The organism is Priestia sp. LL-8, assembly GCF_036227845.1.
Taxonomy (GTDB): Bacteria; Bacillota; Bacilli; order Bacillales; family Bacillaceae_H; genus Priestia; species Priestia zanthoxyli.
This window is the reverse complement of record NZ_JAZAQH010000001.1, coordinates 1,005,112-1,027,012: the sequence shown is the minus strand read 5'-3', so window position 1 is coordinate 1,027,012 and position 21,901 is coordinate 1,005,112. Positions and strand designations below refer to the sequence as shown.

Sequence of the window (21,901 nt, the reverse complement as noted above, 5' to 3'; positions counted from 1 at the left end):
TATTTCTGCTATTGAAATAGAGCCATGTAGAATATACTCCTTATTTACGTGTAACTCAAGTTCACATACTTTTTTAAAGCTGCTTTTCATATGAGCGTACTATTTTTGATTCGTGGTATATTTTGCTATAGTAAAAAAGAAGATATAAAAAAGGAGATGGACGTTAGACATGGCAGAAAAAGTGCAGATTGGAAAATCCGAATTATATGTTAATCCTATTGGACTTGGAACAAACGCTGTAGGAGGACATAACTTATATCCTAACCTAAACGAAGAAGTCGGCAAAGACCTTGTTCATAAGGCGCTAGATAATGGCATAAATTTACTTGATACAGCGTTCATTTATGGTCCTAAACGTTCTGAAGAATTAATTGGCGAAGTGCTAAAAGAACGCGGGAATCGTGAAGAAGCGGTGATCGCTACAAAAGGAGCTCATAAAATTGTTGGAGATGAAGTACTGCTAGACAATTCTCCTGCATTTTTAAAACAGTCGGTTGAAGATAGCTTAAAACGCCTTCAAACAGATTATATCGATTTATATTATATTCACTTTCCAGATAAAAACACACCTAAAGACGAAGCGGTCGGTGCGTTAAAAGAATTAAAAGATGAAGGTAAGATCCGTTCTATTGGCGTATCAAACTTCTCGTTAGATCAGTTAAAAGAAGCAAATAAAGATGGTTATGTAGACGTGGTACAAGGCCAATATAACTTAATTCAGCGAGAAGCAGAAAACGATATTTTACCTTATACGGCTGCAAATCATATTTCATTTATTCCATACTTCCCTCTAGCTGCTGGTTTACTTGCTGGGAAATATGATAAAAATACAAAGTTTAATGACCTGCGCGAAGATATGCCTCATTTTATCGGCGAAGCATTTCAGCAAAACTTAGAAAAAGTAGAGCGTCTTCGTCAAATCTCTAGCGCAAAAGGCGTAGAAGTAGCTCACCTTGTTCTGGCTTGGTACTTAACGCGCGATTCAATTGATGTATTAATTCCAGGAGCAAAACGCGCTGATCAAGTACTTGATAACTTAAAAACATTAGATGTTCAGCTCACTTCTTCTGAAATTAAAGACATTGATCATATTTTTAAATAATATAAAAAGAGCTTTACCATAGGTAAAGCTCTTTTTTCTATACAATTCTGCCGGCTAATAAAACAAATCCCGTAAAGAAGAATCCCAGCTGTACAAAGCTTGTTACGTATTCTTTTGTTTCTTGTTTATATTTCCATTCATCTATGCTTTTCAGCAAAATATTCACGACTAAAAATAGGAAAGATACGATATAAGGCTCCACAAACATAAAGACCATATCGAGTAACAGACAAAGAACAAAAGCTATCGTCACATATTTATCCCATCGGCCTAAAGCTAGACTTTCATACTCATATTTTCCCCAAAATTTGCTGCGAGGGATATCAAGGACTTTTCTTAAAATAAAGTCTGCTAAGACCGCTGCTGCTACAAGTATTATTAATATATACATTGCCATCCCCCCTTCCTTTTTATGGTATCATTTCAACTCGTTTCTGTTAAGGTCTCAGCTACAAAGTGCTTAAACTGCTTTGTTTCTTCCGTTTCACCTTTTGTTACGATATATGTATGTGAAGAAGGTCGGATAATTTTCTGCTGTGAAATGACGCTTAACGTTTGATTTTCAACTTCCTTTTTCACCATAGAAAATGGCAAATAAGATACGCCTAAACCTTCTTCAATAAAGCGCTTTGTAATTTCTACTTGCGTCACAGGAAGCAGCTGAATGCGAGGATAACAAGCCTTGATTTGAAGGAGTAAATCTTCCCAATAAACAGGATGATTATTCGTAAGCAGCCGGTAGGAAGATAACAGCTCCTGTTCCGTACGTGCCTCTGCAGAAAACGGGGCAACTAAGACTGCTTTTTCTTTATGTATTAACTCATAAAAAACGTCTGCCTGACCCGGAAGCATCCTTGTTAATCCAATATCTGACCTTCTGTCGCTGATGTCTTTTCCCACTTGAAACGAATTTGTGATATTAACCGTGACTTCAATATGGGGATATCTCTCTACAAATTGTTTGATTAGACTCGGCAAAACAGATGCTGCTATTTGAGGAGCAGCGGATATAGTCAGTTTTCGGTTATATCCTTGCTTCCATAACTCAAAATTTCCTACTCCTTCTTCATATGCCCTCACCATTTTTTGTGCATGAGGCAAAAAAAAGCGTCCTGCCTCAGTCAGCGTGATATATTTACCTTTTTTTTCAAAAAGCTCAGCACCTAGCTCTTGCTGCAGTCGCTGAATATGCTTTGATACAGCAGGCTGTGTTAAAAATAAATCTTCAGACGCTTGCCTGAAATTTTCATAAGAAGCCGCTATGATGAATGTTTTTAACCATTTGATCTCCATTTTCTTCTCTCCATCTCTTTCTATTCATAACAAACTGGAATCAATACTGCCTATTTTTGTTTATTTTCTTTTCTACCAAACTTCTATACGATATATGTATCTCAATATTACCAAATAAAGGAGCTGTAAAAATGAAAAATAACGTTAAAGAAAAATTTAATGCCCATGCTTCTCAGTATGACGAGCAGCGCCGCAAACTTATTCCTTGTTTTTTTGATTTTTATTCCATTCCCGTTTCTCTTCTTCACTTTTCAAACAAGCCGCTTCGCGTACTTGATATCGGAGCAGGTACAGGATTGTTTTCTTCTTTTGTAAAAGAAAAATACCCAAATGCTCATTTCACGTTGATTGACGTGTCAGATCAAATGCTTGAAAAAGCTAAGGAGCGCTTTAAAAACGAACAGCATATGAAATTTCTTGTATCAGATATAACAAGCTACGAATTTGAGCATTCATTCGACATTGTGATTTCTTCACTTGCTATTCATCATTTAGAAGACCAACAAAAGCAAAAGCTGTATGGGCAAATTTATAATTTGCTGCATACAGGAGGAATATTTATTAATGCCGATCAAGTATTAGGCCATTCTTCTATTATTGAAGAGTTATATAAAAAAGACTGGAGTGAAAGAATTGCCTCAAGCGGATTAACTCATGAGCAAATTGAGGCTGCTCATGAACGTACGAAGTTAGATAAAATGGCAACTTTACATGATCAGTTAAATTGGTTAACAGCAAGCGGGTTCAGCACAGTGGATTGCATCTATAAATTTTTTAATTTTGTTGTAATGTATGCTCAAAAATAACGGTTTAAAAACTACTTGTCTCTTTGCAAGTAGTTTTTTTACTCTGTTCCTCCCTATATTCGAATAAGAATATTTATCTATTTCCGCAAAACTACGCATACTTCTTTTCCAGTTTCGTATATCTAATAATAGCTTCGTTCTCCTGAACTTTTGAATTTTTTGTACATAAAACCCATATAAAGTATTTTTATACTATTTTATGTCTTTTTATGGTATAAAAAATACAACTATGTTACAATATGATTACAAAACAATCTGTATAACGCTTTCATTTCTTTACACGAAAATGAAGAACTGGAAAGGATGTGCTGCTTATGTAAATATAAATCCGCTAGATTAGTAAACTTATATTAGTAAAATTATGCAAAACATCAAGAAAAACTTAGTTATTCTTATTATTATAAATTCCCGCTAGTAAAGTCTTTCTACTTAATGATTTCCTTATTAAGCGCATACATACAGGTATAGAAAATGCAGCTATTCGTCTTTTATTTTATTAGTGAAGAATTTATAGCACTGCCGCACCATACGTTTTTCATTAATGCAGCCTAAGGAGGCGCAGCACATGGCAAATAGAATATCAAGAACAACAATCGTACTCATAGCGGCTATTCTAGCTCTAGCCTGCTTGTTTGTAGGGGTTCCAAAAACAGAAGCTGCTTCAACACCATCTCATTTAATTATCATTAACAAAGCAACAAATAAACTCGCTTATTACCAAAATGGTTCACTTGTCCGAACGTTTTCAGTCGCAACAGGGCGCACGCAGTCTCTTACACCAGAAGGGCATTTCAAAGTAGTGAATAAAATTGTCAATCGCCCTTATTACTCAGGGAACATTCCTGGTGGAGATCCTAGAAACCCTCTTGGCAATCGCTGGCTAGGTCTAAATGCGAGAGGTACATACGGCACGACGTATGCTATTCATGGAAATAATAATCCTGCTTCCATTGGCAAATATGTAAGCAGCGGATGCGTTCGTATGTACGATGAAGAAGTGGCATGGTTATTTAGTAAAGTGACCGTCGGTACACCAGTTGTGATTACAACTTCTTCTAAATCGTTTAACGACATTGCAGCAGCAAACGGATACAATGTTTCTGGAAACTCAGGTTCTACTCCAGCTCCTTCTACAGGAACTGTTTTAAAGAAAGGCAGTAAAGGAAATGCAGTTAAAGAACTTCAGCAGAAGCTAACTTCACTTGGCTATAACACAAAAGGTACGGACGGTGTGTTCGGTGCCAATACAGATTCAGCTGTTCGTAAGTTCCAAAAAGACCACGGCTTAACCGCTGACGGCATTGTTGGTCCATCAACATATAAAGCTTTAGGAAGTTCAGGAACGAAACCGAACCCGACGACACCAACAAACCCAACAAATCCAAAACCAACAAATCCACCAGCAGATACAACAATTAACACAAAACAAACGCTTAAAAAAGGAAGCAAAGGCAGCAATGTTCAAGCTCTTCAAAAGAAATTAACGTCGCTTGGCTATGATACAAAAGGCACGGATGGTATCTTCGGTGCCAATACAGAAGCTGCTGTGCGTAAGTTTCAAAAAGACAATAAGCTAGCAGTTGACGGCGTTGCCGGACCTAATACTTTAACTGCTATTTCCAAACGCTAATAGAGCCTGAAATCAGGCTCTGTTTTTTTATTTATAAACCTCTTTTACATTGACTCCTTAATGAACCATTACGCCGTCTTTCTTTTCTATCACATACTTAATCAACTGATAAACGTTTCTCATAAGAATTTGCTGCTGATAGATATCGTTTTTGGCAGGAATCACACTTTCTATCACCCTGCTATATTTATACGGTTGATCGTCTTCTTTTTCTTTATAAAGAGCGAGCCAGTCCTTACGGGCATTTTCAAGTAGCTGTTCGTTGAAATAGGAATAAACGACGGTTGCGAACTCACCTGCCAACTCTTGAATAACCTGCTGTCGGTCGGTGACCGAATGATAGGTACTTGACCATCCAGACGGCTGGCTTAGAAAATGCTCGTAGACAGATGAAATAAAAGCGGACGCAATGACTGGCACCGGCCCTTCATGCTCTCCTAAGGAAATGTTCAAACACGTTTCTCTATCCATATAAGGAATGTTCAGCGACTCCATCGCCTCATAAAAAGCCTGGGAAACAGTTAAGTTTAAATAAATAGGATGAAGTTCTTGCTGCTTTTTTCTCGTTTCTAATACTAAAGCTGCCTTTAAGTCTTTATAAAGAAGGTGACTCTCTTCAAATTCCTCGTGTACACATTCTAAAATGGTAGTATTCCCTACTGTTAAATAGTAGTGAAGCTGCTTTTTCATAAGAGGTGATACGCTTTTAAGCGCACCATCTATCATTTTAGCCATGGCATGTTTTTTAGCATAATCCGTCCGGCAGCTTGGAGAGGTAAGCAAATCTCCGTGTGTAACACAAACGTTTACCTTAGCACCGTGACCATGTACGATAAGCTGTTGAAGAAATTGAATATCTAATTCTTTAAGCCCATGATGTACGTATAAAATAGAAGCTGCTTTTTTAAAAGAATCGTGGATGGTGCTCGTATATTCAACAGATGGGTGCTCGCAAATTGCTACCCCTTTCTTAAAAGAAAAAGGGCCGCAAACTTCAATTCTACGAAACAGTGGATAAATAAGACGTCCGTTATTTTCTTCTTCTTCATTTGTTAGCGGATCAAAGGAAGACAGCTCCTTTGCTGTAAGACGGCAGGATATTGGCCAGTCGTCTTCTCCTACTTCCCATATTGCTTCCTTGTATTCTTTCAAGCGGGATTCAATTGCCAGAAGCATTTGCTCAGTGATCTTCCTACATTCAAGCCGCTTATGCCATACCTCTGCAAAATCTCTTCCTTCTTGATCAACAGCGTCTTTTACTATTTCACTTTCTCGTTTAATTGCATCTACAAATTGTTTGAATGAACTATTTTCGTCGCTCATTCTTAAAGGAACATCATCATTAAAGTAACGGGCTTTGTATGGGATATCTCCTAAAAGAGCGCGCAGATTAAAAGAGGAATCTCCGTGTAATAACTCAAAGACCAAGTCATAATCCGTGCCTCCTTCAGCATACACTGCAGCGCTTCTTAGTAGGATATTCTCCAATTTTCTTTGCACTTCACTTCGCGTAAAAAAAGAGACAGCAGCTTCATAGTGTTGGGAATCCTTCACCTTATACGTAGCAGAATAAGCGCCTTTACTGCCTATTCCTAGAAAGCCACATTCCTTTTTTATACCAAGAAGCTGGCGGATTAAGGATGTTTTGCCGCTTCCTTGTTCTCCTATTACATGGACGTACTCATACTCGCTGTCAATTTGTTCGCTCGTCTTTTTTTCAATATCGTTATAAAAAGCATTTACTACTCGTTCATCATATCTTGCTTTTGCTCTTCCTTTTGCAGTACTTGTCCAAAAATCCTGCACTCTCAGCAGTTCATTCATCTCTTCAACCAGAATGTCAATTTCATCGTGTTGCTCTGTATGCATAAACCGTTTAACAAACGGGTGCGATCTTCCTCTTTCATCTTTTTTAAACGGATGCTGAAACATAATTGACCAGCCTTTTCGCGTAGGAGACTGACAGGCTTTTGCACGAAAAACTTTCATTCATTTCCCCTTCTTTCCCTAACATTGTCCTATTTGAAATGTATGGCTTTTAAAGGGGGGATATGTCTATCATTTTCCTCTTTTTAGAAGGATTTTTCCTGCATTTATCGAAGTAATTAATTGAGGTGATGGGAGAATGTTGACAAAAATTGTGAAATGCAGCATACCGACTGATAAAAAAGCATCTTTTTCATATACGCAACAGCATTGGGCTGCTCTTGCACACGTGAATGGTTTCATTGGCCAATTAGGGGGTTGGAACGTGGAAGATGAAACAGATGCTTGTATTCTAGCTCTGTGGGAAGATGGAACAACTTATCAAGAATTCATGAAGCATACTCATGATTCTATTTTTTATAAAAGCAAGCAGGATCAAACATATACGAATTTGGACGTTTCAACATCAGATCCGTCCTACTTCATAGGAGCACGCTACAATTATTATAGAAGCAGCGCCATTGAAAGCCGTTATTTAGTAAAGACGGAAATTGAAGTCGATTTTTACGACAAAGAAGATATTCATGAGATGGTAAAAAGCTTGATAAATCCTTCTTATCGTTGTTTATCTCACGTTGTATCACCAATCGAGCATAGCAAGCTTGTCATTTTTTCATTATACGGATCTGCTTGTCCGCAAAAAACAATTGATACTTTCGTTCATCCAAATGTACTGAACGCGTCTCAATACATATACCAATTAGAGAAAAATTGGAACGTTCTTTCCAATTAAAAAATAGAAGCCTAGGCCCGACGCCAAAGCTTCTATTTTTTTATGATATGAACCTCTTGATTTTGTACGGTAATGACTTCCTCCGTCATTCCTACAAACAATCCGCTTTCTACTACGCCTGGAACTCTTATCAGCTGTTTTTCCAACTCAGCAGGATTTTCAATTTCTGAAAAATGGCAGTCTAGAATGTAATTTCCGTTATCGGTGATAAACGGCGTATGATCATCTAAAAGCCTAAGCTGCGGTACACAACCTGCACTGCGAATATGCTTCGCCGTCATTTCCCAGCCAAAACGTATAACTTCAACAGGAAGAGGAAAAGCTCCTAGCGTCTTCACTATTTTCTTAGAATCCGCAATCACGATAAACCGCTTCGCTGCGTACGCAATCATTTTTTCTCGAAGCAGTGCGCCTCCTCCTCCTTTAATTAAAGAAAGTTCGCTATCCACTTCATCCGCTCCGTCAATTGCTATATCAATATATTCAACATCCGCTAAGGTAACAATAGGAATACCTAGTTTCCTTGCCAGCTCTTCTGTTTTTTGAGAAGTAGGAACGGCTTTGATGTTTAATCCATTTTTTACTCGTTCACCTAGTTTTACAATTGTATAATAAGCTGTTGAACCTGTCCCTAGCCCTACAATCATTCCATCTTCAACAAATTGTGCTGCTTTTTCACCAACTGCTTGTTTTTCAATCATACGAAGGCCTCCTTACTCATATTGTACCCGTTTACATAAAAAAGCAAAAGTATTATGAACCCTTACGTAAAAACTCAGCTGACTATTCAGCTGAGTTTTTTTGAAACTGTGTATTCAGAAGAATTTTTTCTACCCAATACTGCTGTTTTGTACTGTTTGTCTGTTCGTTGCTTTTTAGTTCAAACGTATAGTAAATATACTTGTCTGAATAATCATCATTCACATAAGCATGATAAATGCTATGCTTTCCATCTCTTGTTTGTTTTTTCACATAAATCGTTGCATTTTTACCTTTTAACATGTAATCAGGCTGAAACGCATCCATTTTTTTTTGAGCTGCTTTGCTTTTTTTCTTAGAAAATAAAGCCGTTATTTTCCCAGCATTGTATGAATCATTTTCCTTCGTTGATGCTGTCCATACTTCACTTTCATCTTCACTGCTTTTATAAGAAGATTTATGAATAACATACTGAAGCGGAAACCACATGCTATATTGATTGGTATCCGAAGTAAATAATTCAAATCCATTGTCTGTTTGTTCATGATCGACCAAAAACGTACTCGTAAACTTATCTGCCTGGGCTTCACTTTTAAATTTCCCGCTTTGAAACAGCCAAATTCCTACGGCAATGACCAATGCTCCAGCTACTGATGCGGCTTTTTTTCGATCCATTGTTTCCACACACCTTTTAATACCCCTTTAACTTTCGATATTACCATATTAACGTTTATACCGTCATAAGGAGAAATAACCAAAGGGTTAGAAGAGGCACATGATAATTTAACTAGAGAATATAAACTTTTTTACAATAGTAAATTTGATAGCAGGCGCTGAGCTAATAGCCGGTTAGCTTGGCTTGGTTGTATCGTGTAGGTTAGTAGTTCCTGCTTTTCAGCTTTCGCTTTTATCAAACATTCACCGGTGGGAGAAAGAAGAGAAGTCGTGCTTTTTTGATTTTCTAAGGCATAGTTCACGCTTGCAAAATAGATCCCATTCTCTGTACTTTTTGCAATCATTGCATAGTCATAAAACTCTGGATCAATCTTCATTCATTGCTCCTCCACTTCCAATATCATAAAAAACTCATGCTACTAGCGTAACATGAGTTTTTTATCTTTACGTAAATAATTTAATTAGCATACTGAGAAGAATACCTACCGCACTAAAGTCCGAATCTCCAAATGTTGTGCCTTTAAAACCTAGCGACGCGAGAACAGGCAGTAAAATAGCCGGTAAAAAACTAATTAAGATTCCATTGGCAAATGACCCGACCACTGCTCCTCTTCTTCCCCCCGTTGCATTTCCAAACACTCCCGCGGCGGCTCCAGTAAAAAAGTGCGGAACGAGGCCTGGCACAATAATACTTAGCCCAAATAAAGGCAAAAAGAACATTGAAATAAGGCCTGCGATAAAGCTTGAAAAGAATCCAATGACCACTGCGTTAGGAGCAAAAGGAAACACAGTTGGACAATCTAACGCTGGAATAGCATTTGGTACCACTTTGTCAGCAATTCCTTTAAATGCTGGCACGATCTCTGCTAAAAGCATACGAACACCCGCCAGCACGACATATACCCCTGCTGCAAACGTGATCGCTTGAATGAGCGAGTACACAATAAAGTTTTGACCCCCGCTTAATTTTGTTTCGATAAATGAAGGACCAGCAAAAAGGGCAACAACAATAAATAAAACGGTCATCGTGAGCGAGACAGAAACAGACGTATCTCGAAGAAACCCTAGGGATTGAGGAACTTTAATTTCTTCTGTAGTTTTTTCACGATTCCCTACTCGCTTGCCGACAAACCCTGCTACTAAGTAGCCTAGGGAACCAAAATGACCAACGGCAATATCGTTTGACCCTGTAATTTCACGCACATAAGGCTGAAGAAGTGCAGGGAATAAAACCATTAAGATACCTAATAATAGCGCACCGATAAAAATCAGAGATGCTCCTGTTAACCCGCCTGTAGATAAGATAGCTGCAATCAAACAAGCCATAAACATGGTATGATGCCCCGTTAAAAAGATATACTTAAATTTTGTGATGCGCGCGATAACAATATTTACAATCATACCTAAGAGCATAATCATCGCTGTTTCTGTACCAAACGTTTGTTGAGCTACAGCTACAATTGCTTCATTATTAGGGATGATGCCTTCAACAGAGAACGCTTTATTAAACATTTTTCCAAACGCTTCAAGTGAAGCAATTAATATGTTAGCTCCTGCTCCTAATATAAGAAAGCCCATAATCGTTTTTAAAGTGCCTGATACAATATCTGCACTTTTTTTCTTTTGAAGCAACAAACCGATTAGGGCAAACAAGCCTACTAGAATAGCAGGTGTTCCTAATATATCTTTCATAATTAAATCAAACATGGCTTACGCCTCCACGAAGTATTTTTGCAGTGCTCCTTTAATTTCCGCTTGATTTAAAATGTTTTGCAGTGCCACGACCGTTCGAGTGCCATCATCCAATTGATTTACAATATCTGCAGATCCTAAATAGATATCTGCCTGCTCCGTTTTACTAGTTGTTAAATCTGTATGAGATACCTGTGCTTCAACACCAAGTTCTACTAAAATTTTCTTTACATTCATTTCCACAATAAAACTGCTTCCTAAACCGTTTCCGCATACCACTAAAATCTTTTTCATTTTTCATCTCTCCTTTTAATTTGAGTAAGCTTCAATTAATGCAAGCATTTCTTGTTTTGTTTTCATTGCAATAAGCTTGTCAATATTATCGTTTTCAGATAGCATCATCGAAAGCTGAGACAGTGCTTTTAAGTGGGTTTCATTATCAGTAGCAGCAAGTACGATAATTAGCTGTGCTCCGTGCTGTTTTTCAGTAGAAAAATAGACGGGTTCCTTTAAGCGAAGCATGCTCATACCCACACGATTTACACCTTCTTCTGGCCTTGCGTGAGGGAGCGCAACTTTTGGCGCAATAACAATATAAGGGCCTAACTGTTCTACACTTTTAATCATTGCCTCTACATAAGAAGGTTCAATATATTCGTAGTTCAGCAAAGGCTTGGCAGCAAGCCTAACAGCTGCTTTCCAATCATCTGCTGAATCTGTAAGCTGCAAGAATGGCTCCTGCAATACTTCATGCAACATTGGCTTTCTATCCTCTCTTACCATTTTTTTAGATTGCTGTATAACCAGTTTTAAATTAGCTAACAGAGCTTTTTCATCTTGTATATTTGCATGCTGCTTGATAATACCCATGATGGCTTGAGTCGTTAGCTGAGAGGAAGATGGTTCAACTAAATCGATTAATCTCTGCTTTTCATCATCTGTTAAAATAGGATTCACAAGCATCACGTTCATTCGCTTTTTTAACGGCGTAGTTGTAATAACTAAATCATAGCTTTCCTTAAATTGTTCATAATCCCTTACCGTCATCGGCCCTATTAATTCAGCGTCTGTTAACAGTTGTTCAAGCTGATACTGAAGCATGCGAGACGTTCCAATTCCATTGGCACAAACAATAACAATACGCTTTTGTTTTTGCCTTCCCGCTTGTTTTTTCATCCATCCTCCAAAATGAAGAGCAAAATAAGAAATTTCGTCTTCATTAATACGTGTTTGAAGGCTTTTTTCTAAAGGAAGCAACGCTTTTTTTGTCAGTTCCACTATATCCTGATATTTTGTTTGAATAGCCGAAAGCATAGGATTAGGGAGATGAATATTATAGAGAAGCCTGTAATAAGCCGTCTTCAAATGAATATATAAATTTTGTTCAAGCCGGTTTCGATCTTCAAATACTACACAAGCATAGGCTTGAAACCGCGATACCATTTCTTTTACAATGCTTCTCATCCAATCATCACTATCTGCTTGATTTACTACATTTACTTTTGCACTTAGTAAGACAGTGGCAAGATAGTGCTTTTCTTGTGATGGAAGCCCCAACCCTAAAACGCTTTCAATTTCTTGCAGCGCTTTATATTGCCTAGTTTTTTCTAATTCGTCTTTTCTAGTAATCAAGGAGTCTACGTAGCGCTTGCTTTGAATGCGCTGGATGCAGCATGTGAGCATATACGCTAATTGCGTCAGCATCTTGTCTGTAAACGCCATTCCTAGTTTATCTTCACACTCCACAAGCCAGTTATAAATCATTGAATATTCGTAATCTGCTTTCATGACTCTTTTCAGCAATTCTTCTTGATGTTGACTTATTAATTCTGCGATGTGTATATAAAGCAAATTTCGAATGTCGCTTTCAGATCCTTGTGCCTCGTAACCATCTTTATAGCTGTATATCAAAGATATATCTTTTTTTGCCCACTTGTTTTTTAAGTCTTTAATGTCTTGCAGCACAGTATTACGACTAACTTCTGTTTCTTCCATTAGCTGCTGAGTTCCGATTTTTCCGCCTCGAAGTATACACATCAAAGCAACGTATATTTGCCGGTCCTCAACTGATAAATAAGCAGATGGCATAACATGAGAAAATTGTTTAGCAACTTGGTCCTTTGCCTGATCGTTTAGAAAAAAACCTTTTCCATATGTGTACTGAACAAACTCTAATTCTTGCTGACACAGCCAATCGTTAATTTTCTCAATATCGTAATAGATGGTACGTCTTGACACTTGAAACTGTTTCATTAACTCTTGTACCGGTATAAATGTTGCAGCTTGAAGCAAAACTTGCAATACGGCCGTACTGCGTTTGTCTAACACATGAATCACCTTCAGTCCAATTCGTGCACAAATTGAAATCCTTACTATGCTTTATGCTTTTACTATACTACGGGTCTCGCAAAATGATTAGACCGAATTCACCCACATACATTGTGCAAAAAACGTACTCAACAAAAAAAAGAAGTGCTGTATGCACTTCTTTTAGGGGTTAATTTTTAGTCTGCTGTTCCACTGCTTCTCCAATCGCTTTTTTTAAATGTCCGTCATGTTTATCAAGCAGCCGGTGCACTTCATCACCTTCTATAGAAGTAAGAAGCGCAAGGATAGCGGCTTTTGGTGTTTTGTATGTTTGTAAACTTTCCGCTGCCTCTTCTGATGAGACGCCTGTTAGTTCTGCAATAATATTTTTAGCACGCTGTACGAGTTTATCATTAGTCGGCTGTACGTCTACCATTAGATTGCTGTAGACTTTACCGATTTGAATCATAGAAGCGGTCGTCAGCATATTAAGAACAAGCTTTTGAGCAGTTCCGGCTTTCATTCTTGTAGAACCTGTTACAACTTCCGGCCCTGATTCTGCTACTATTGCATATTTTGCTTCTTGTTCCATAGCTGATTGAGGAGAATTTACAACGCAGCCCGTTACTGCCCCCAGGCTGTTTGCATAAGCAAGCGCCGAGAGTGTATAAGGAGTTCTTCCACTTGCAGCTATCCCTACAAGAATATCTTTATTTGATAAATTAATCGCTTTCAAATCTTCTATCGCTTGTTTCTTATTATCTTCTGCTCCTTCTAACGCATGCCGGAGCGCCTTGTCTCCCCCGGCTATGATCCCAATTACTTGTTCGGCAGGTGTACCGAATGTTGGTACACATTCAGATGCATCTAACACGCCTAGCCGCCCGCTTGTACCTGCTCCGATATAAATCAGACGTCCTCCTTGTTTAAAAGCACTGACAATTTCATCTACTAACAGAGCAATAACAGGCAGCACCTTATTGATTGCCTGAGGCACTTGGTGATCTTCTTCATTAATTTTTTTTACAATTTCCAGGCTTGATAATTCATCAATGTTTAACGTTTGCGGATTGCGTTTTTCTGTTAAGATATGATTTAAGTTCACTGTGATCCCCTGCCTTTTCCACCATCATTTTTTCTCTATTTATAATCATTCATGAACAGCTGATAAGCTCCTTTAGCAGATGATACTCGCTGTGTTGCCCACTGGATATGCTTTATTTCTTTCTCACATGCTTTTTTATAAACATCAAACACTTCTGGAATTTCCGTTAAAATGCTGCCTTTGCATGCCAGCAAGCAGCTCCCTTCAAACCGCTGTTTCTTATACAAATGAAGAGTCATGTTTGCAAGGTTCTTTCCAGCCTGTTGAAGGATGTCACTCGCTTCTTGTTTATGATTTCTTGCTTGCTGTACAACAAGCGGAGTGAGTGAAGCAACTTCTGATTTAGGAGATGAGTAGACAAACTTTTTTATGTCGTGTATAGTGTCTGCTTTTACATGTTGCAAGATTGTCTGACTAAGGCTGCTGTACGGACGGTTTTGATCATGCTCTTTCGTCAGCAATATAAGTGCTTGAAGACCAATCCAATATCCGCTTCCTTCATCTCCAAGAAGGTGTCCCCACCCTCCTCCGTATTCGTATACCCCGTCTTTTTTTCCAATGCTGACGGCTCCAGTTCCTGCAATGGTTAAAATCCCTTCTTTTCCATGCAGTAGTGCTTCATGTGCAATCATGGCGTCATCATATAAACCTACTTCTACTTGATAACGATTATAAAAATATCTTTTTATTTCTTCTTTGGATAATGATTTACTTCCAGCAAGTCCTAGTGAAATGCCTTTACATGTATGACCAGCAAGCTCAGTTTTGCACGCCATAATACATTCATCAATATGAGTAATAGCCGTGTTGTAATTAATGAGTAAATTGCCGTAACCGCTTTTTGAAGCAGCGAGCTGTTGGCCGTCTAAGCTGTACGCAACGGCTTCTGTTTTTGTTCCCCCGCCGTCAATACCAATAATATAGTCCATTTTATCACCGCTCACAAAAAGCAAATTTATCCCATGGCTGCAGTTCATTTAATAAGAAAATTTCCTCTTCCGCAATGCGGCCTACTACGTTTGTTTTACCTGAGTTCTCCATGTCTAACAGCGCAATTTGCAGCTCTCCTTTGTACTGACCGTAGAGTTCATTTTCTATTAAAATATCGCCTCTTCGAATGGAAGGAGTATGCGTAGGCTTGAATTCTTCTTTTTTATATTTTACTCGGCTTTGCGTAGAGCGAATTAAATAATCCGATACGTCTCCACGGTAAAAATGAAACTCTTCCAGCACAATTTTTTTCTCAAGCTCGGTAATCGTATCATACAGGTTCACATTAAAGGTAAAGCGCTCTTGCTGAACAACATCACGCAGCGCCTTCATTTCTTCTTCCGATGCATAAGCATTCGCAATGATTGCACAATCAATTAATCCCGTTTTAAAAAGATGCTTAGCCTGCACGTCGATCGGAAGCGTGCGATGCATTTCAAGCGTACAAAGCCCTTCAGTAACAGGCCACGGTCCAAAAGTAGCGCTTGGTGAATTAATAAACGCTGCTGTTTCAAGGTTATGTTCTTTAAACAACGCTGAACACTTCATAAAGTGATCATACGACAATCCCGCGTATCGATGAGGATAGAAGTTGTGCGACCCCAATAGCTGTTTTCGATTCGGCTGGTAACTTAAAATATTATCAACATACTTTGTTGCATTACTCATATTAATTTCAATTTTTAAGCCGTATGGATTAAAGGTCATAATGGACTCTTCATTTCCCGTATAGCCTAGATCAAGACGAATAGCATAAGCCCCTAATTCTTGAAAAAAAGATAGATCATCATAAGAAATGCCAAGCGCTCCAAATACGCGAGGAGCGATATCCACTACTACTTCCATCTCTAGCTCATTGGCAAACTCAATAATTTCTTTAAAGTTTGCCATTACCTTTTCCTGATCGCCTTCAACAGAAAGCAAGCATGTAAAAATACGTGTAAATCCGTATTGATGCGCAAGTGCTATATACGCTTTATCTTTTTCCACGGTCGAATGTTCCGGATAAATCGCAATACCTAGCTTTTTCATTAATTTTCGCCTTCTTTTTTAAATTTTTTAATAAGCTTAATCATATGTTCAATTAATTTTTGCTCTGAAATAGCCGTCATTAAATGATCTTGTGCGTGAATTAAAAGCAGCGACTTTTCAATTGTTTTTCCGTTCAATTCACGTTGAATAAGCGCAGTTTGCGTTTTATGAGCATGACCGAGCTCTTCTTGAGACTGTTTTAAAAGTTCGTCAGCTTTATTAAAATCATAATCTTCAGCTGCTTCTAATGCTTCGTATGCCAGTGACCTAGCATTTCCTCCGTATGCAATAAGTTCAAAAATTTCATTTTCCATATTTGCTGCTTCTGTCATTTCTTCCATCCCCTTTTTTATAGTGGTACAGGCGTAATGTTTCCTAATATTACAGGAGACACGGCGCCGGTTGCACTTGGTACATTGCTTGGATAACCCGAAAGTGTTTCATTTGCGAGCACTGCGAAAGCTACGGCTTCTTTTGCTTCTGAAGACATTCCTATTTCTTCTTGTGTATACACACTGCAGCGCTTCCCTAGCTTGGCTTTAATCATATTCATAAGCGTATTGTTATAACTTCCGCCTCCTCCAATAATTACTTCGTCAATAGAATAGGCAGGAAAAATAAATGTTTCATAGTGATGTACAATGGATGATGCCGTGAACATAGTAATCGTAGCTAGCAAATCTTCTTTTTTATGTTTGCTATATTTCTCTAGCAGTCTCCTTGTGTACTGTGTACCGAACAGCTCTCTTCCCGTCGATTTAGGAGGAGAAAGCTTCATGTAATCATGATTCATACAGTCTTCTAAAAGCTCTGAAATAATAGTTCCTCCAGCTGCTAAACGCCCATTTTCATCAAATGAAATATTAAAAAGCTGCTGACACGCTTCATCTATCATCATATTTCCCGGCCCCGTATCAAAAGCTACTACCGGTATAGGAGAGTGTTTTGGAGGAATCAACGTTACATTTCCAATACCTCCAATGTTTTGAAGCAGCCTTGTACGGTCAGCGTGGCTGTACAAAATCCGTTCTGTGTGAGGAACTAGCGGAGCACCTTGCCCGCCCGCTGCCATGTCCATCACCCTGAAGTTTGCTACTACCTTCGTTTTGGTTTCATAGGCAATAACAGCGGGCTCTCCAATTTGGAGTGTAGACATCGCTGTATTTTCTAAAGCATACGGCTGATGATAAATCGTTTGCCCATGCGATCCAATGACATCTACTTGTTCAAGAGAAAACCCGGCTTCTTGGCATACTCTTTTCACTGCATCTGCAAACGCATAGCCAAGTTTAAAATTTAAGCTGCAGATCAGCTGTACATTTGAATGTTCGAGAGAAAGCGCCTGTTCAATTTCTTTTTTTAACGGCGGTGAAAACGGCATGGTAATGAACTGAAGAAGTTTAACTTTACTTTCATAGCCGCTTCCTTCAATCTCCACAAGAGCTGCATCAATTCCGTCCAGTGACGTTCCCGACATAAGTCCAACGGCATACATACTATGCTTTCACTTCCTTAAAAAAAGCGGGTAAATACTTACGATGAGCTTGAAGCAGTTCATCTAACACCGACTTAGCCAATTCGTCACTTGGAACAAGCGGATTAATCGTAAGTGCAACCAGTGCTTTTTCGTAAGATCCTGTAACCGCAGCTTCTGCTCCTACTCGTTCAAACGATTTAATTTGCTGTACCAGTCCATTCACTTCTACAGGAAGTTCACCGACAGCGAGTGGGACTGGTCCTTGCTTTGTTACCACGCAGTTTACTTCAACCGCAGATTCGTTTGGGAGTGAGGAAATAGCGCCATTGTTTTTTACATTTAATGTTTGGATATCACCTTTATCGTTATAAATAGATGAAATTAAATTACATGCGGCATCGCTGTAGTAAGCGCCTCCTCGTTTTTCTAGCTGCGGAGGCTTAATTTCTAGATTTGGATTTTTGTAGAGTTCAAAAAGCTCTCCTTCCAGTACTTTGACCACTTCAGCGCGCGTAGTACCTGACTGAAAGGCCACAAGCTCTTCTGCTACTATTTCTTTTGTTTTGTAGTAATAGCGGTGATAAGGACATAAAATCACGCCAAGAGCTTCCAAAAAGTCTGGTTGCCATGGAATAGGAGCTATGTTTCTCATTGTTACTTGGGACTTTGGATCACTTAAACGCTGAATGACTTCTTGCGTTACTTCCTTTCCTTTTGCATACACGTGCAGCCCATATACCAAGTGATTTAACCCTGCAAATTCAATGTGAACATCTTCTTTTTCGATTTGAAGCAAGCTGGCGATTGAGTTTGTCATATGTACAGGCAGGTTACAGACTCCTACTACTTTAGAATGCTTTCCGTAGCGAAGCAGCGCCTCCGTTACCATGCCAGCAGGATTTGTAAAATTAATAAGCCAGGCATTTGGACAAATTTCGTGTATTTCCTCGGCAATTTTCAACAAAACCGGGATTGTTCGCAAGCCCTTAAATAACCCTCCTGCCCCGTTTGTCTCTTGACCAATCATTCCGTACTTAAGAGGAATACGTTCATCATGAATACGCGCATCAAGCTGGCCTACTCTAAGCTGTGTCGTTACAAAATCAGCATTCATTAACGCTTTTTTTCGATCAAGCGTTAAATGAATTTCCATATCAACACCTGCTTTTTTGACCATTCTTCTAGCAAGTGCTCCTACAATTTCAAGCTTCTCTTTTCCTTCTTCAACATCTACAAGCCATAGCTCTCGAATTGGAAGCTCATTATATCGTTTAATAAACCCTTCGACCAATTCCGGTGTATAGCTTGATCCTCCCCCTATTGTCACTACTTTCATTTTTTGACCCTCCTTGTTAAAAAACGGCTAAATATGTAACGGCTGTGCACCCTGCCCCTAGCAAAACAAAGCGTATACAAACAGCGGTTTTAGATAAAGCTGCGGTTGAAAGCCGAATAGAAATAAATGTTGTAAGCAAAGCTGCTGACAGACTTGTAATGCCAAATAAACTATGCTGTGCTGACAGACCAGCATACTGCAGCAGAGGTGTAAAAATAACGTTACAAAGAACCATGGTTAATAGAAATAAAAACACTGTTTTATAACGAAACCGAACAAACATTGACCCTCACTCCTATTAAAGAGATAGAAGCCAAACAAGTTGGCTTCTCTTTCTTTACATTTGAACTGAACTATCGGATGGTGTAACCGTTGCTTCATCGCTTTTTTCCATTTCAACCATTTTTCGGTCATAAATTTTAAAGAACGGAAGATAAATGACAACAGAAATAGCAATATTGATAACGACTAGCACAACCGCCCGCCAATCTCCTCCGGTTGATAGATAAGCTCCTATTGGCGCCGGGAGCGTCCAAGGAACCATTACGTAGGTTGGAGTAATAAGGCCTGTCGCCGTTGCTGCATACGAAATGATCGTTGTAATAATTGGGATGATGATAAATGGAATAATTAAAATAGGATTTAAGACAATTGGCAGACCGAAAATAATTGGTTCATTAATGTTAAAAACCGCTGGAATAAAAGATGTTCTAGAAAGCGCTTTCGAATATTTAGATTTTGAGAAAAACAGCATAGCTAAAACAAGGCCCAGCGTTGCTCCAGATCCTCCAATCCACACAAACCACTGAAAGAACGTTTCAGGTGCAATATACGGAAGTGTGGAAGCTCCGTCTGCCACCGCTTCAGCATTTTTCGCTAGGTACACTTCCCATACAGGCCGTGCCACTGTCCCAACAACAGAGACGCCGTGTATTCCAAATGACCAGAAAAACGTAATTAAGAAAACCGGTATTAACACTCCTGCTAAACTATCTCCGGCTTCCACAAGCGGAGCAACTAGTTTATCAACTAAATGGTGAAGATCGATACCTAAAACAATCGTAATAATCGTCATAAGTACAACAACAATCGCAACCGGTATTAGTGCTTCAAAAGACCTCGATACCGAAGGCGGCACTTGTTCCGGCATTTTAATGGTGACATTTTTTGCTTTACAAAACCTGAGAATCTCGACCGATAAAATCGATACAATCATCGTTACAAATAAACCGTGACCTCCCAGATTGGCCATTGGAAGCATAAACCCTTCTTCTTCAATCAGCTTTGGAGTCAGCGTAAGAAGTAGTGCAGCTACTGCAATTTGTGCTCCTGACAGCGGATCGAGATTATAGCTTTTGGACAAGTTATACCCTATCCCAAAGGCTATATATAAAGACATAATAAACATCGTTACTCGATACGGTATTAAAATGTTGGCGCTGTTGTCAGCTGCCCATTTCGCAATTGTGCTATCTTGAGGCACAGGCGGAAATGCTAGAATCAAGAAAAAACTTCCGATAATGATAAACGGCAAAGCGGAAATAACACCATCACGAATGGCTTGAAGATGCCGCTGTTCTGATAACCTGGCCATGGGTCCCGATAAATTGTTCTCTAAAAACGACACAAATTTGCTCATATACCCTTTCCCCCTCTATATTCTCCCCTTGTGTAATAAATCCCCTATTTATTTAAAAAGCAGGAATACACCTGCTTTCCTCAGCTAACGAGCTGTTGAACCGTTTTATAAAGCGTCGGACCTCCAAGCGGCGTATAAGCCTGCGGCGGAATGGGCCCGCATGGAACAGAAGCTTTATCCGCTTCCGCTTTCACTGCGTTAAACCGGTGACGAATCTGCGGTGCAACCATTACAACGTCCCAGCCCTTTTGAATTTCCTCTGCCACTTCATTTGTCCCAATTGCCAGCACTTCCATATCTGTTCCGTGCTTTTGTGCTTCCGTTTTTAATGCTTTTACCACAATTGAACTTGACATTCCTCCAGAACATACAAACAATACCTTCATTTTCTCGTTTCCCCCTACCTCTTTATTTTTTGAATTACATTATGTGTATCGATTATGCGTTCAAACACTTGATTGCCTTTTTGAATACATAACCGTATAAACATCGCATCTACAATGGCTAACTGAGCAATACGAGCGCTCATCGTTCCAATTCGAATATGCTGCTCTTCTACTGAAATAGTCAGTAGAATATCAGCTAATCTAGAAGCTGGAGATGATCCGTGCTGCGTTAGCAAAATAACCGCTGCTCCTTTATCTTTGGCTATTTGCATCAGTTCCACCACTTCTTTTGTTTGACCAGAAGTTGATACTACAAACAGCACATCATCTTTTGTCATATTCGTAGCCATCACCATTTGAACATGACTATCTAATGAAAACAGCGCTGAAATATCAATTCGAAGCAGTTTATACTGAGCATCTAGTGCAACCACTGATGACCCTCCTGCTCCGTATAAAAACACTCGCTTCGCTCCATGAATAGCTTCCGCAGCTTCATCAATTGCAGAAGAGCTCACTAAACGACTCGTGTTCATCAGTGCGCTCATACTTTTGCTCATGACTTTTTCAAGCACAGCTTCGGTATCGTCTTCAAAATTAACCGGAAGATTCGGCAGCTGCTCGTTATTCACCTTATGGGCATCTTTTGCTAATTCAATCTTTAATTCTTTAAAACTATTGATCCCTACACGCTGACAAAAGCGGATAATCGTAGCTTCGCTGCACTGACAATGCTTAGCTAGCTGTTTGGTCGTTAAGTTCAACGTGGTCGTAGGATTTTCTAACACGTAATCAGCTACTCTTCCTTCAGCAGGACTGTAATGATTCATTTGTGCATCGATTAAAGTAAGTACGGAAAATTGGCGCATGAATTCCTCCATCGTTAAGTAACGTATTTCTAAAATATTCTTTAAATTACCATTATTATATTTTTTCTGAAGTTTAATTTCAATATTTTTCTGATATTTTTAAAACTTTATTTTATTTTTCAGAATATTTTATTAAAATCTATT

The 21,901-nt window shown here is 38.9% G+C and carries 23 protein-coding genes; 4 read left to right on the top strand and 19 right to left on the bottom strand.

The window, feature by feature from the left end; genetic code table 11:
- Positions 1 to 169 precede the first annotated feature (169 nt).
- Complete coding sequence (locus tag U9R83_RS05250) at positions 170 to 1,102, top strand: aldo/keto reductase (protein ID WP_098999743.1); 933 nt, start codon at positions 170 to 172, stop codon at positions 1,100 to 1,102.
- Positions 1,103 to 1,139: 37 nt separating this feature from the next.
- Here U9R83_RS05250 and U9R83_RS05245 read toward each other — a convergent pair whose 3' ends face one another.
- On the bottom strand, positions 1,140 to 1,493 hold the full coding sequence (locus U9R83_RS05245; protein ID WP_224979874.1) for a DUF4181 domain-containing protein: 354 nt from the start codon (positions 1,491 to 1,493) through the stop codon (positions 1,140 to 1,142).
- Between the two features lie 32 nt (positions 1,494 to 1,525).
- The gene (locus U9R83_RS05240) at positions 1,526 to 2,395 is read right to left on the bottom strand and encodes a LysR family transcriptional regulator (protein WP_154989474.1); all 870 of its coding nucleotides are present in this window, start codon (positions 2,393 to 2,395) and stop codon (positions 1,526 to 1,528) included.
- Between the two features lie 131 nt (positions 2,396 to 2,526).
- On the opposite strand from U9R83_RS05240, the gene U9R83_RS05235 reads away from it, so the two are divergent.
- Both U9R83_RS05235 and U9R83_RS05230 read left to right on the top strand, forming a co-directional pair.
- Complete coding sequence (locus U9R83_RS05235; protein WP_328575088.1) at positions 2,527 to 3,201, top strand: class I SAM-dependent methyltransferase; 675 nt, start codon at positions 2,527 to 2,529, stop codon at positions 3,199 to 3,201.
- 565 nt (positions 3,202 to 3,766) lie between these two features.
- On the top strand, positions 3,767 to 4,831 hold the full coding sequence (locus U9R83_RS05230) for a L,D-transpeptidase family protein (protein WP_116742301.1): 1,065 nt from the start codon (positions 3,767 to 3,769) through the stop codon (positions 4,829 to 4,831).
- A gap of 57 nt (positions 4,832 to 4,888) precedes the next feature.
- Here U9R83_RS05230 and U9R83_RS05225 read toward each other — a convergent pair whose 3' ends face one another.
- Positions 4,889 to 6,820 carry a hypothetical protein gene (locus U9R83_RS05225; RefSeq protein WP_328575087.1) on the bottom strand — a complete coding sequence of 644 codons (1,932 nt, stop codon included), beginning with the start codon at positions 6,818 to 6,820 and terminating at the stop codon, positions 4,889 to 4,891.
- A gap of 136 nt (positions 6,821 to 6,956) precedes the next feature.
- Here U9R83_RS05225 and U9R83_RS05220 point away from each other — a divergent pair, with 136 nt between their 5' ends.
- Positions 6,957 to 7,550 carry a YdbC family protein gene (locus U9R83_RS05220; protein ID WP_013055735.1) on the top strand — a complete coding sequence of 198 codons (594 nt, stop codon included), beginning with the start codon at positions 6,957 to 6,959 and terminating at the stop codon, positions 7,548 to 7,550.
- 32 nt (positions 7,551 to 7,582) lie between these two features.
- Here the strand turns inward: U9R83_RS05220 and rpiA are convergent, their stop codons facing one another.
- The 16 genes from rpiA to U9R83_RS05140 form a co-directional block, all read right to left on the bottom strand.
- Positions 7,583 to 8,251 (bottom strand): ribose-5-phosphate isomerase RpiA, encoded by a 669-nt coding sequence (gene rpiA, locus U9R83_RS05215; RefSeq protein ID WP_226700969.1) that lies wholly within the window; start codon positions 8,249 to 8,251, stop codon positions 7,583 to 7,585.
- An 82-nt stretch (positions 8,252 to 8,333) separates the two neighbouring features.
- On the bottom strand, positions 8,334 to 8,924 hold the full coding sequence (locus tag U9R83_RS05210) for a hypothetical protein (protein WP_042992282.1): 591 nt from the start codon (positions 8,922 to 8,924) through the stop codon (positions 8,334 to 8,336).
- Positions 8,925 to 9,055: 131 nt separating this feature from the next.
- Positions 9,056 to 9,301 carry a hypothetical protein gene (locus U9R83_RS05205; protein ID WP_286171378.1) on the bottom strand — a complete coding sequence of 82 codons (246 nt, stop codon included), beginning with the start codon at positions 9,299 to 9,301 and terminating at the stop codon, positions 9,056 to 9,058.
- 67 nt (positions 9,302 to 9,368) lie between these two features.
- Positions 9,369 to 10,631 carry a PTS ascorbate transporter subunit IIC gene (locus tag U9R83_RS05200; RefSeq protein WP_328575086.1) on the bottom strand — a complete coding sequence of 421 codons (1,263 nt, stop codon included), beginning with the start codon at positions 10,629 to 10,631 and terminating at the stop codon, positions 9,369 to 9,371.
- 3 nt (positions 10,632 to 10,634) lie between these two features.
- A complete protein-coding gene (locus U9R83_RS05195; protein WP_013055730.1) occupies positions 10,635 to 10,910 on the bottom strand; it encodes a PTS sugar transporter subunit IIB in 276 nt (91 codons plus the stop codon).
- Between the two features lie 15 nt (positions 10,911 to 10,925).
- Positions 10,926 to 12,944, bottom strand: a complete 2,019-nt coding sequence (locus U9R83_RS05190) for a BglG family transcription antiterminator (RefSeq protein ID WP_115653194.1) — start codon at positions 12,942 to 12,944, stop codon at positions 10,926 to 10,928.
- Between the two features lie 169 nt (positions 12,945 to 13,113).
- Positions 13,114 to 14,028 (bottom strand): N-acetylmuramic acid 6-phosphate etherase, encoded by a 915-nt coding sequence (gene murQ, locus U9R83_RS05185; RefSeq protein ID WP_014461291.1) that lies wholly within the window; start codon positions 14,026 to 14,028, stop codon positions 13,114 to 13,116.
- A gap of 35 nt (positions 14,029 to 14,063) precedes the next feature.
- Complete coding sequence (locus tag U9R83_RS05180; RefSeq protein WP_328575085.1) at positions 14,064 to 14,957, bottom strand: BadF/BadG/BcrA/BcrD ATPase family protein; 894 nt, start codon at positions 14,955 to 14,957, stop codon at positions 14,064 to 14,066.
- 4 nt (positions 14,958 to 14,961) lie between these two features.
- Positions 14,962 to 16,050 carry a DUF871 domain-containing protein gene (locus U9R83_RS05175; protein WP_328575084.1) on the bottom strand — a complete coding sequence of 363 codons (1,089 nt, stop codon included), beginning with the start codon at positions 16,048 to 16,050 and terminating at the stop codon, positions 14,962 to 14,964.
- Positions 16,050 to 16,382: a PTS lactose/cellobiose transporter subunit IIA gene (locus U9R83_RS05170; protein ID WP_226556066.1), complete on the bottom strand. Its 333-nt coding sequence runs from the start codon at positions 16,380 to 16,382 to the stop codon at positions 16,050 to 16,052. Before U9R83_RS05170 ends, U9R83_RS05175 begins: the two co-directional genes overlap by 1 nt.
- A gap of 17 nt (positions 16,383 to 16,399) precedes the next feature.
- Positions 16,400 to 17,545 carry an anhydro-N-acetylmuramic acid kinase AnmK gene (gene anmK, locus U9R83_RS05165; RefSeq protein WP_328575083.1) on the bottom strand — a complete coding sequence of 382 codons (1,146 nt, stop codon included), beginning with the start codon at positions 17,543 to 17,545 and terminating at the stop codon, positions 16,400 to 16,402.
- A gap of 1 nt (position 17,546) precedes the next feature.
- The gene (locus tag U9R83_RS05160; protein ID WP_328575082.1) at positions 17,547 to 18,863 is read right to left on the bottom strand and encodes a 6-phospho-beta-glucosidase; all 1,317 of its coding nucleotides are present in this window, start codon (positions 18,861 to 18,863) and stop codon (positions 17,547 to 17,549) included.
- 16 nt (positions 18,864 to 18,879) lie between these two features.
- Positions 18,880 to 19,146, bottom strand: a complete 267-nt coding sequence (locus U9R83_RS05155) for a hypothetical protein (protein WP_014461297.1) — start codon at positions 19,144 to 19,146, stop codon at positions 18,880 to 18,882.
- Between the two features lie 54 nt (positions 19,147 to 19,200).
- On the bottom strand, positions 19,201 to 20,502 hold the full coding sequence (locus tag U9R83_RS05150; protein WP_328575081.1) for a PTS sugar transporter subunit IIC: 1,302 nt from the start codon (positions 20,500 to 20,502) through the stop codon (positions 19,201 to 19,203).
- An 80-nt stretch (positions 20,503 to 20,582) separates the two neighbouring features.
- Positions 20,583 to 20,888, bottom strand: coding sequence for a PTS sugar transporter subunit IIB (locus U9R83_RS05145; RefSeq protein WP_013082023.1), 306 nt, complete (start codon positions 20,886 to 20,888; stop codon positions 20,583 to 20,585).
- A gap of 14 nt (positions 20,889 to 20,902) precedes the next feature.
- Positions 20,903 to 21,757: a MurR/RpiR family transcriptional regulator gene (locus U9R83_RS05140; protein ID WP_316911493.1), complete on the bottom strand. Its 855-nt coding sequence runs from the start codon at positions 21,755 to 21,757 to the stop codon at positions 20,903 to 20,905.
- Between the last annotated feature and the right edge of the window lie 144 nt (positions 21,758 to 21,901).

Coding starts and splice junctions, on each gene's coding strand:
- U9R83_RS05250 (WP_098999743.1), top strand. CDS start 170: ATGGCAGAAAAAGTGCAGATTGGAAAATCCGAATTATATGTTAATCCT.
- U9R83_RS05245 (WP_224979874.1), bottom strand. CDS start 1,493: ATGTATATATTAATAATACTTGTAGCAGCAGCGGTCTTAGCAGACTTT.
- U9R83_RS05240 (WP_154989474.1), bottom strand. CDS start 2,395: ATGGAGATCAAATGGTTAAAAACATTCATCATAGCGGCTTCTTATGAA.
- U9R83_RS05235 (WP_328575088.1), top strand. CDS start 2,527: ATGAAAAATAACGTTAAAGAAAAATTTAATGCCCATGCTTCTCAGTAT.
- U9R83_RS05230 (WP_116742301.1), top strand. CDS start 3,767: ATGGCAAATAGAATATCAAGAACAACAATCGTACTCATAGCGGCTATT.
- U9R83_RS05225 (WP_328575087.1), bottom strand. CDS start 6,820: ATGAAAGTTTTTCGTGCAAAAGCCTGTCAGTCTCCTACGCGAAAAGGC.
- U9R83_RS05220 (WP_013055735.1), top strand. CDS start 6,957: ATGTTGACAAAAATTGTGAAATGCAGCATACCGACTGATAAAAAAGCA.
- rpiA (WP_226700969.1), bottom strand. CDS start 8,251: ATGATTGAAAAACAAGCAGTTGGTGAAAAAGCAGCACAATTTGTTGAA.
- U9R83_RS05210 (WP_042992282.1), bottom strand. CDS start 8,924: ATGGATCGAAAAAAAGCCGCATCAGTAGCTGGAGCATTGGTCATTGCC.
- U9R83_RS05205 (WP_286171378.1), bottom strand. CDS start 9,301: ATGAAGATTGATCCAGAGTTTTATGACTATGCAATGATTGCAAAAAGT.
- U9R83_RS05200 (WP_328575086.1), bottom strand. CDS start 10,631: ATGTTTGATTTAATTATGAAAGATATATTAGGAACACCTGCTATTCTA.
- U9R83_RS05195 (WP_013055730.1), bottom strand. CDS start 10,910: ATGAAAAAGATTTTAGTGGTATGCGGAAACGGTTTAGGAAGCAGTTTT.
- U9R83_RS05180 (WP_328575085.1), bottom strand. CDS start 14,957: ATGGACTATATTATTGGTATTGACGGCGGGGGAACAAAAACAGAAGCC.
- U9R83_RS05175 (WP_328575084.1), bottom strand. CDS start 16,050: ATGAAAAAGCTAGGTATTGCGATTTATCCGGAACATTCGACCGTGGAA.
- U9R83_RS05170 (WP_226556066.1), bottom strand. CDS start 16,382: ATGACAGAAGCAGCAAATATGGAAAATGAAATTTTTGAACTTATTGCA.
- anmK (WP_328575083.1), bottom strand. CDS start 17,545: ATGTATGCCGTTGGACTTATGTCGGGAACGTCACTGGACGGAATTGAT.
- U9R83_RS05160 (WP_328575082.1), bottom strand. CDS start 18,863: ATGAAAGTAGTGACAATAGGGGGAGGATCAAGCTATACACCGGAATTG.
- U9R83_RS05155 (WP_014461297.1), bottom strand. CDS start 19,146: ATGTTTGTTCGGTTTCGTTATAAAACAGTGTTTTTATTTCTATTAACC.
- U9R83_RS05150 (WP_328575081.1), bottom strand. CDS start 20,502: ATGAGCAAATTTGTGTCGTTTTTAGAGAACAATTTATCGGGACCCATG.
- U9R83_RS05145 (WP_013082023.1), bottom strand. CDS start 20,888: ATGAAGGTATTGTTTGTATGTTCTGGAGGAATGTCAAGTTCAATTGTG.
- U9R83_RS05140 (WP_316911493.1), bottom strand. CDS start 21,757: ATGCGCCAATTTTCCGTACTTACTTTAATCGATGCACAAATGAATCAT.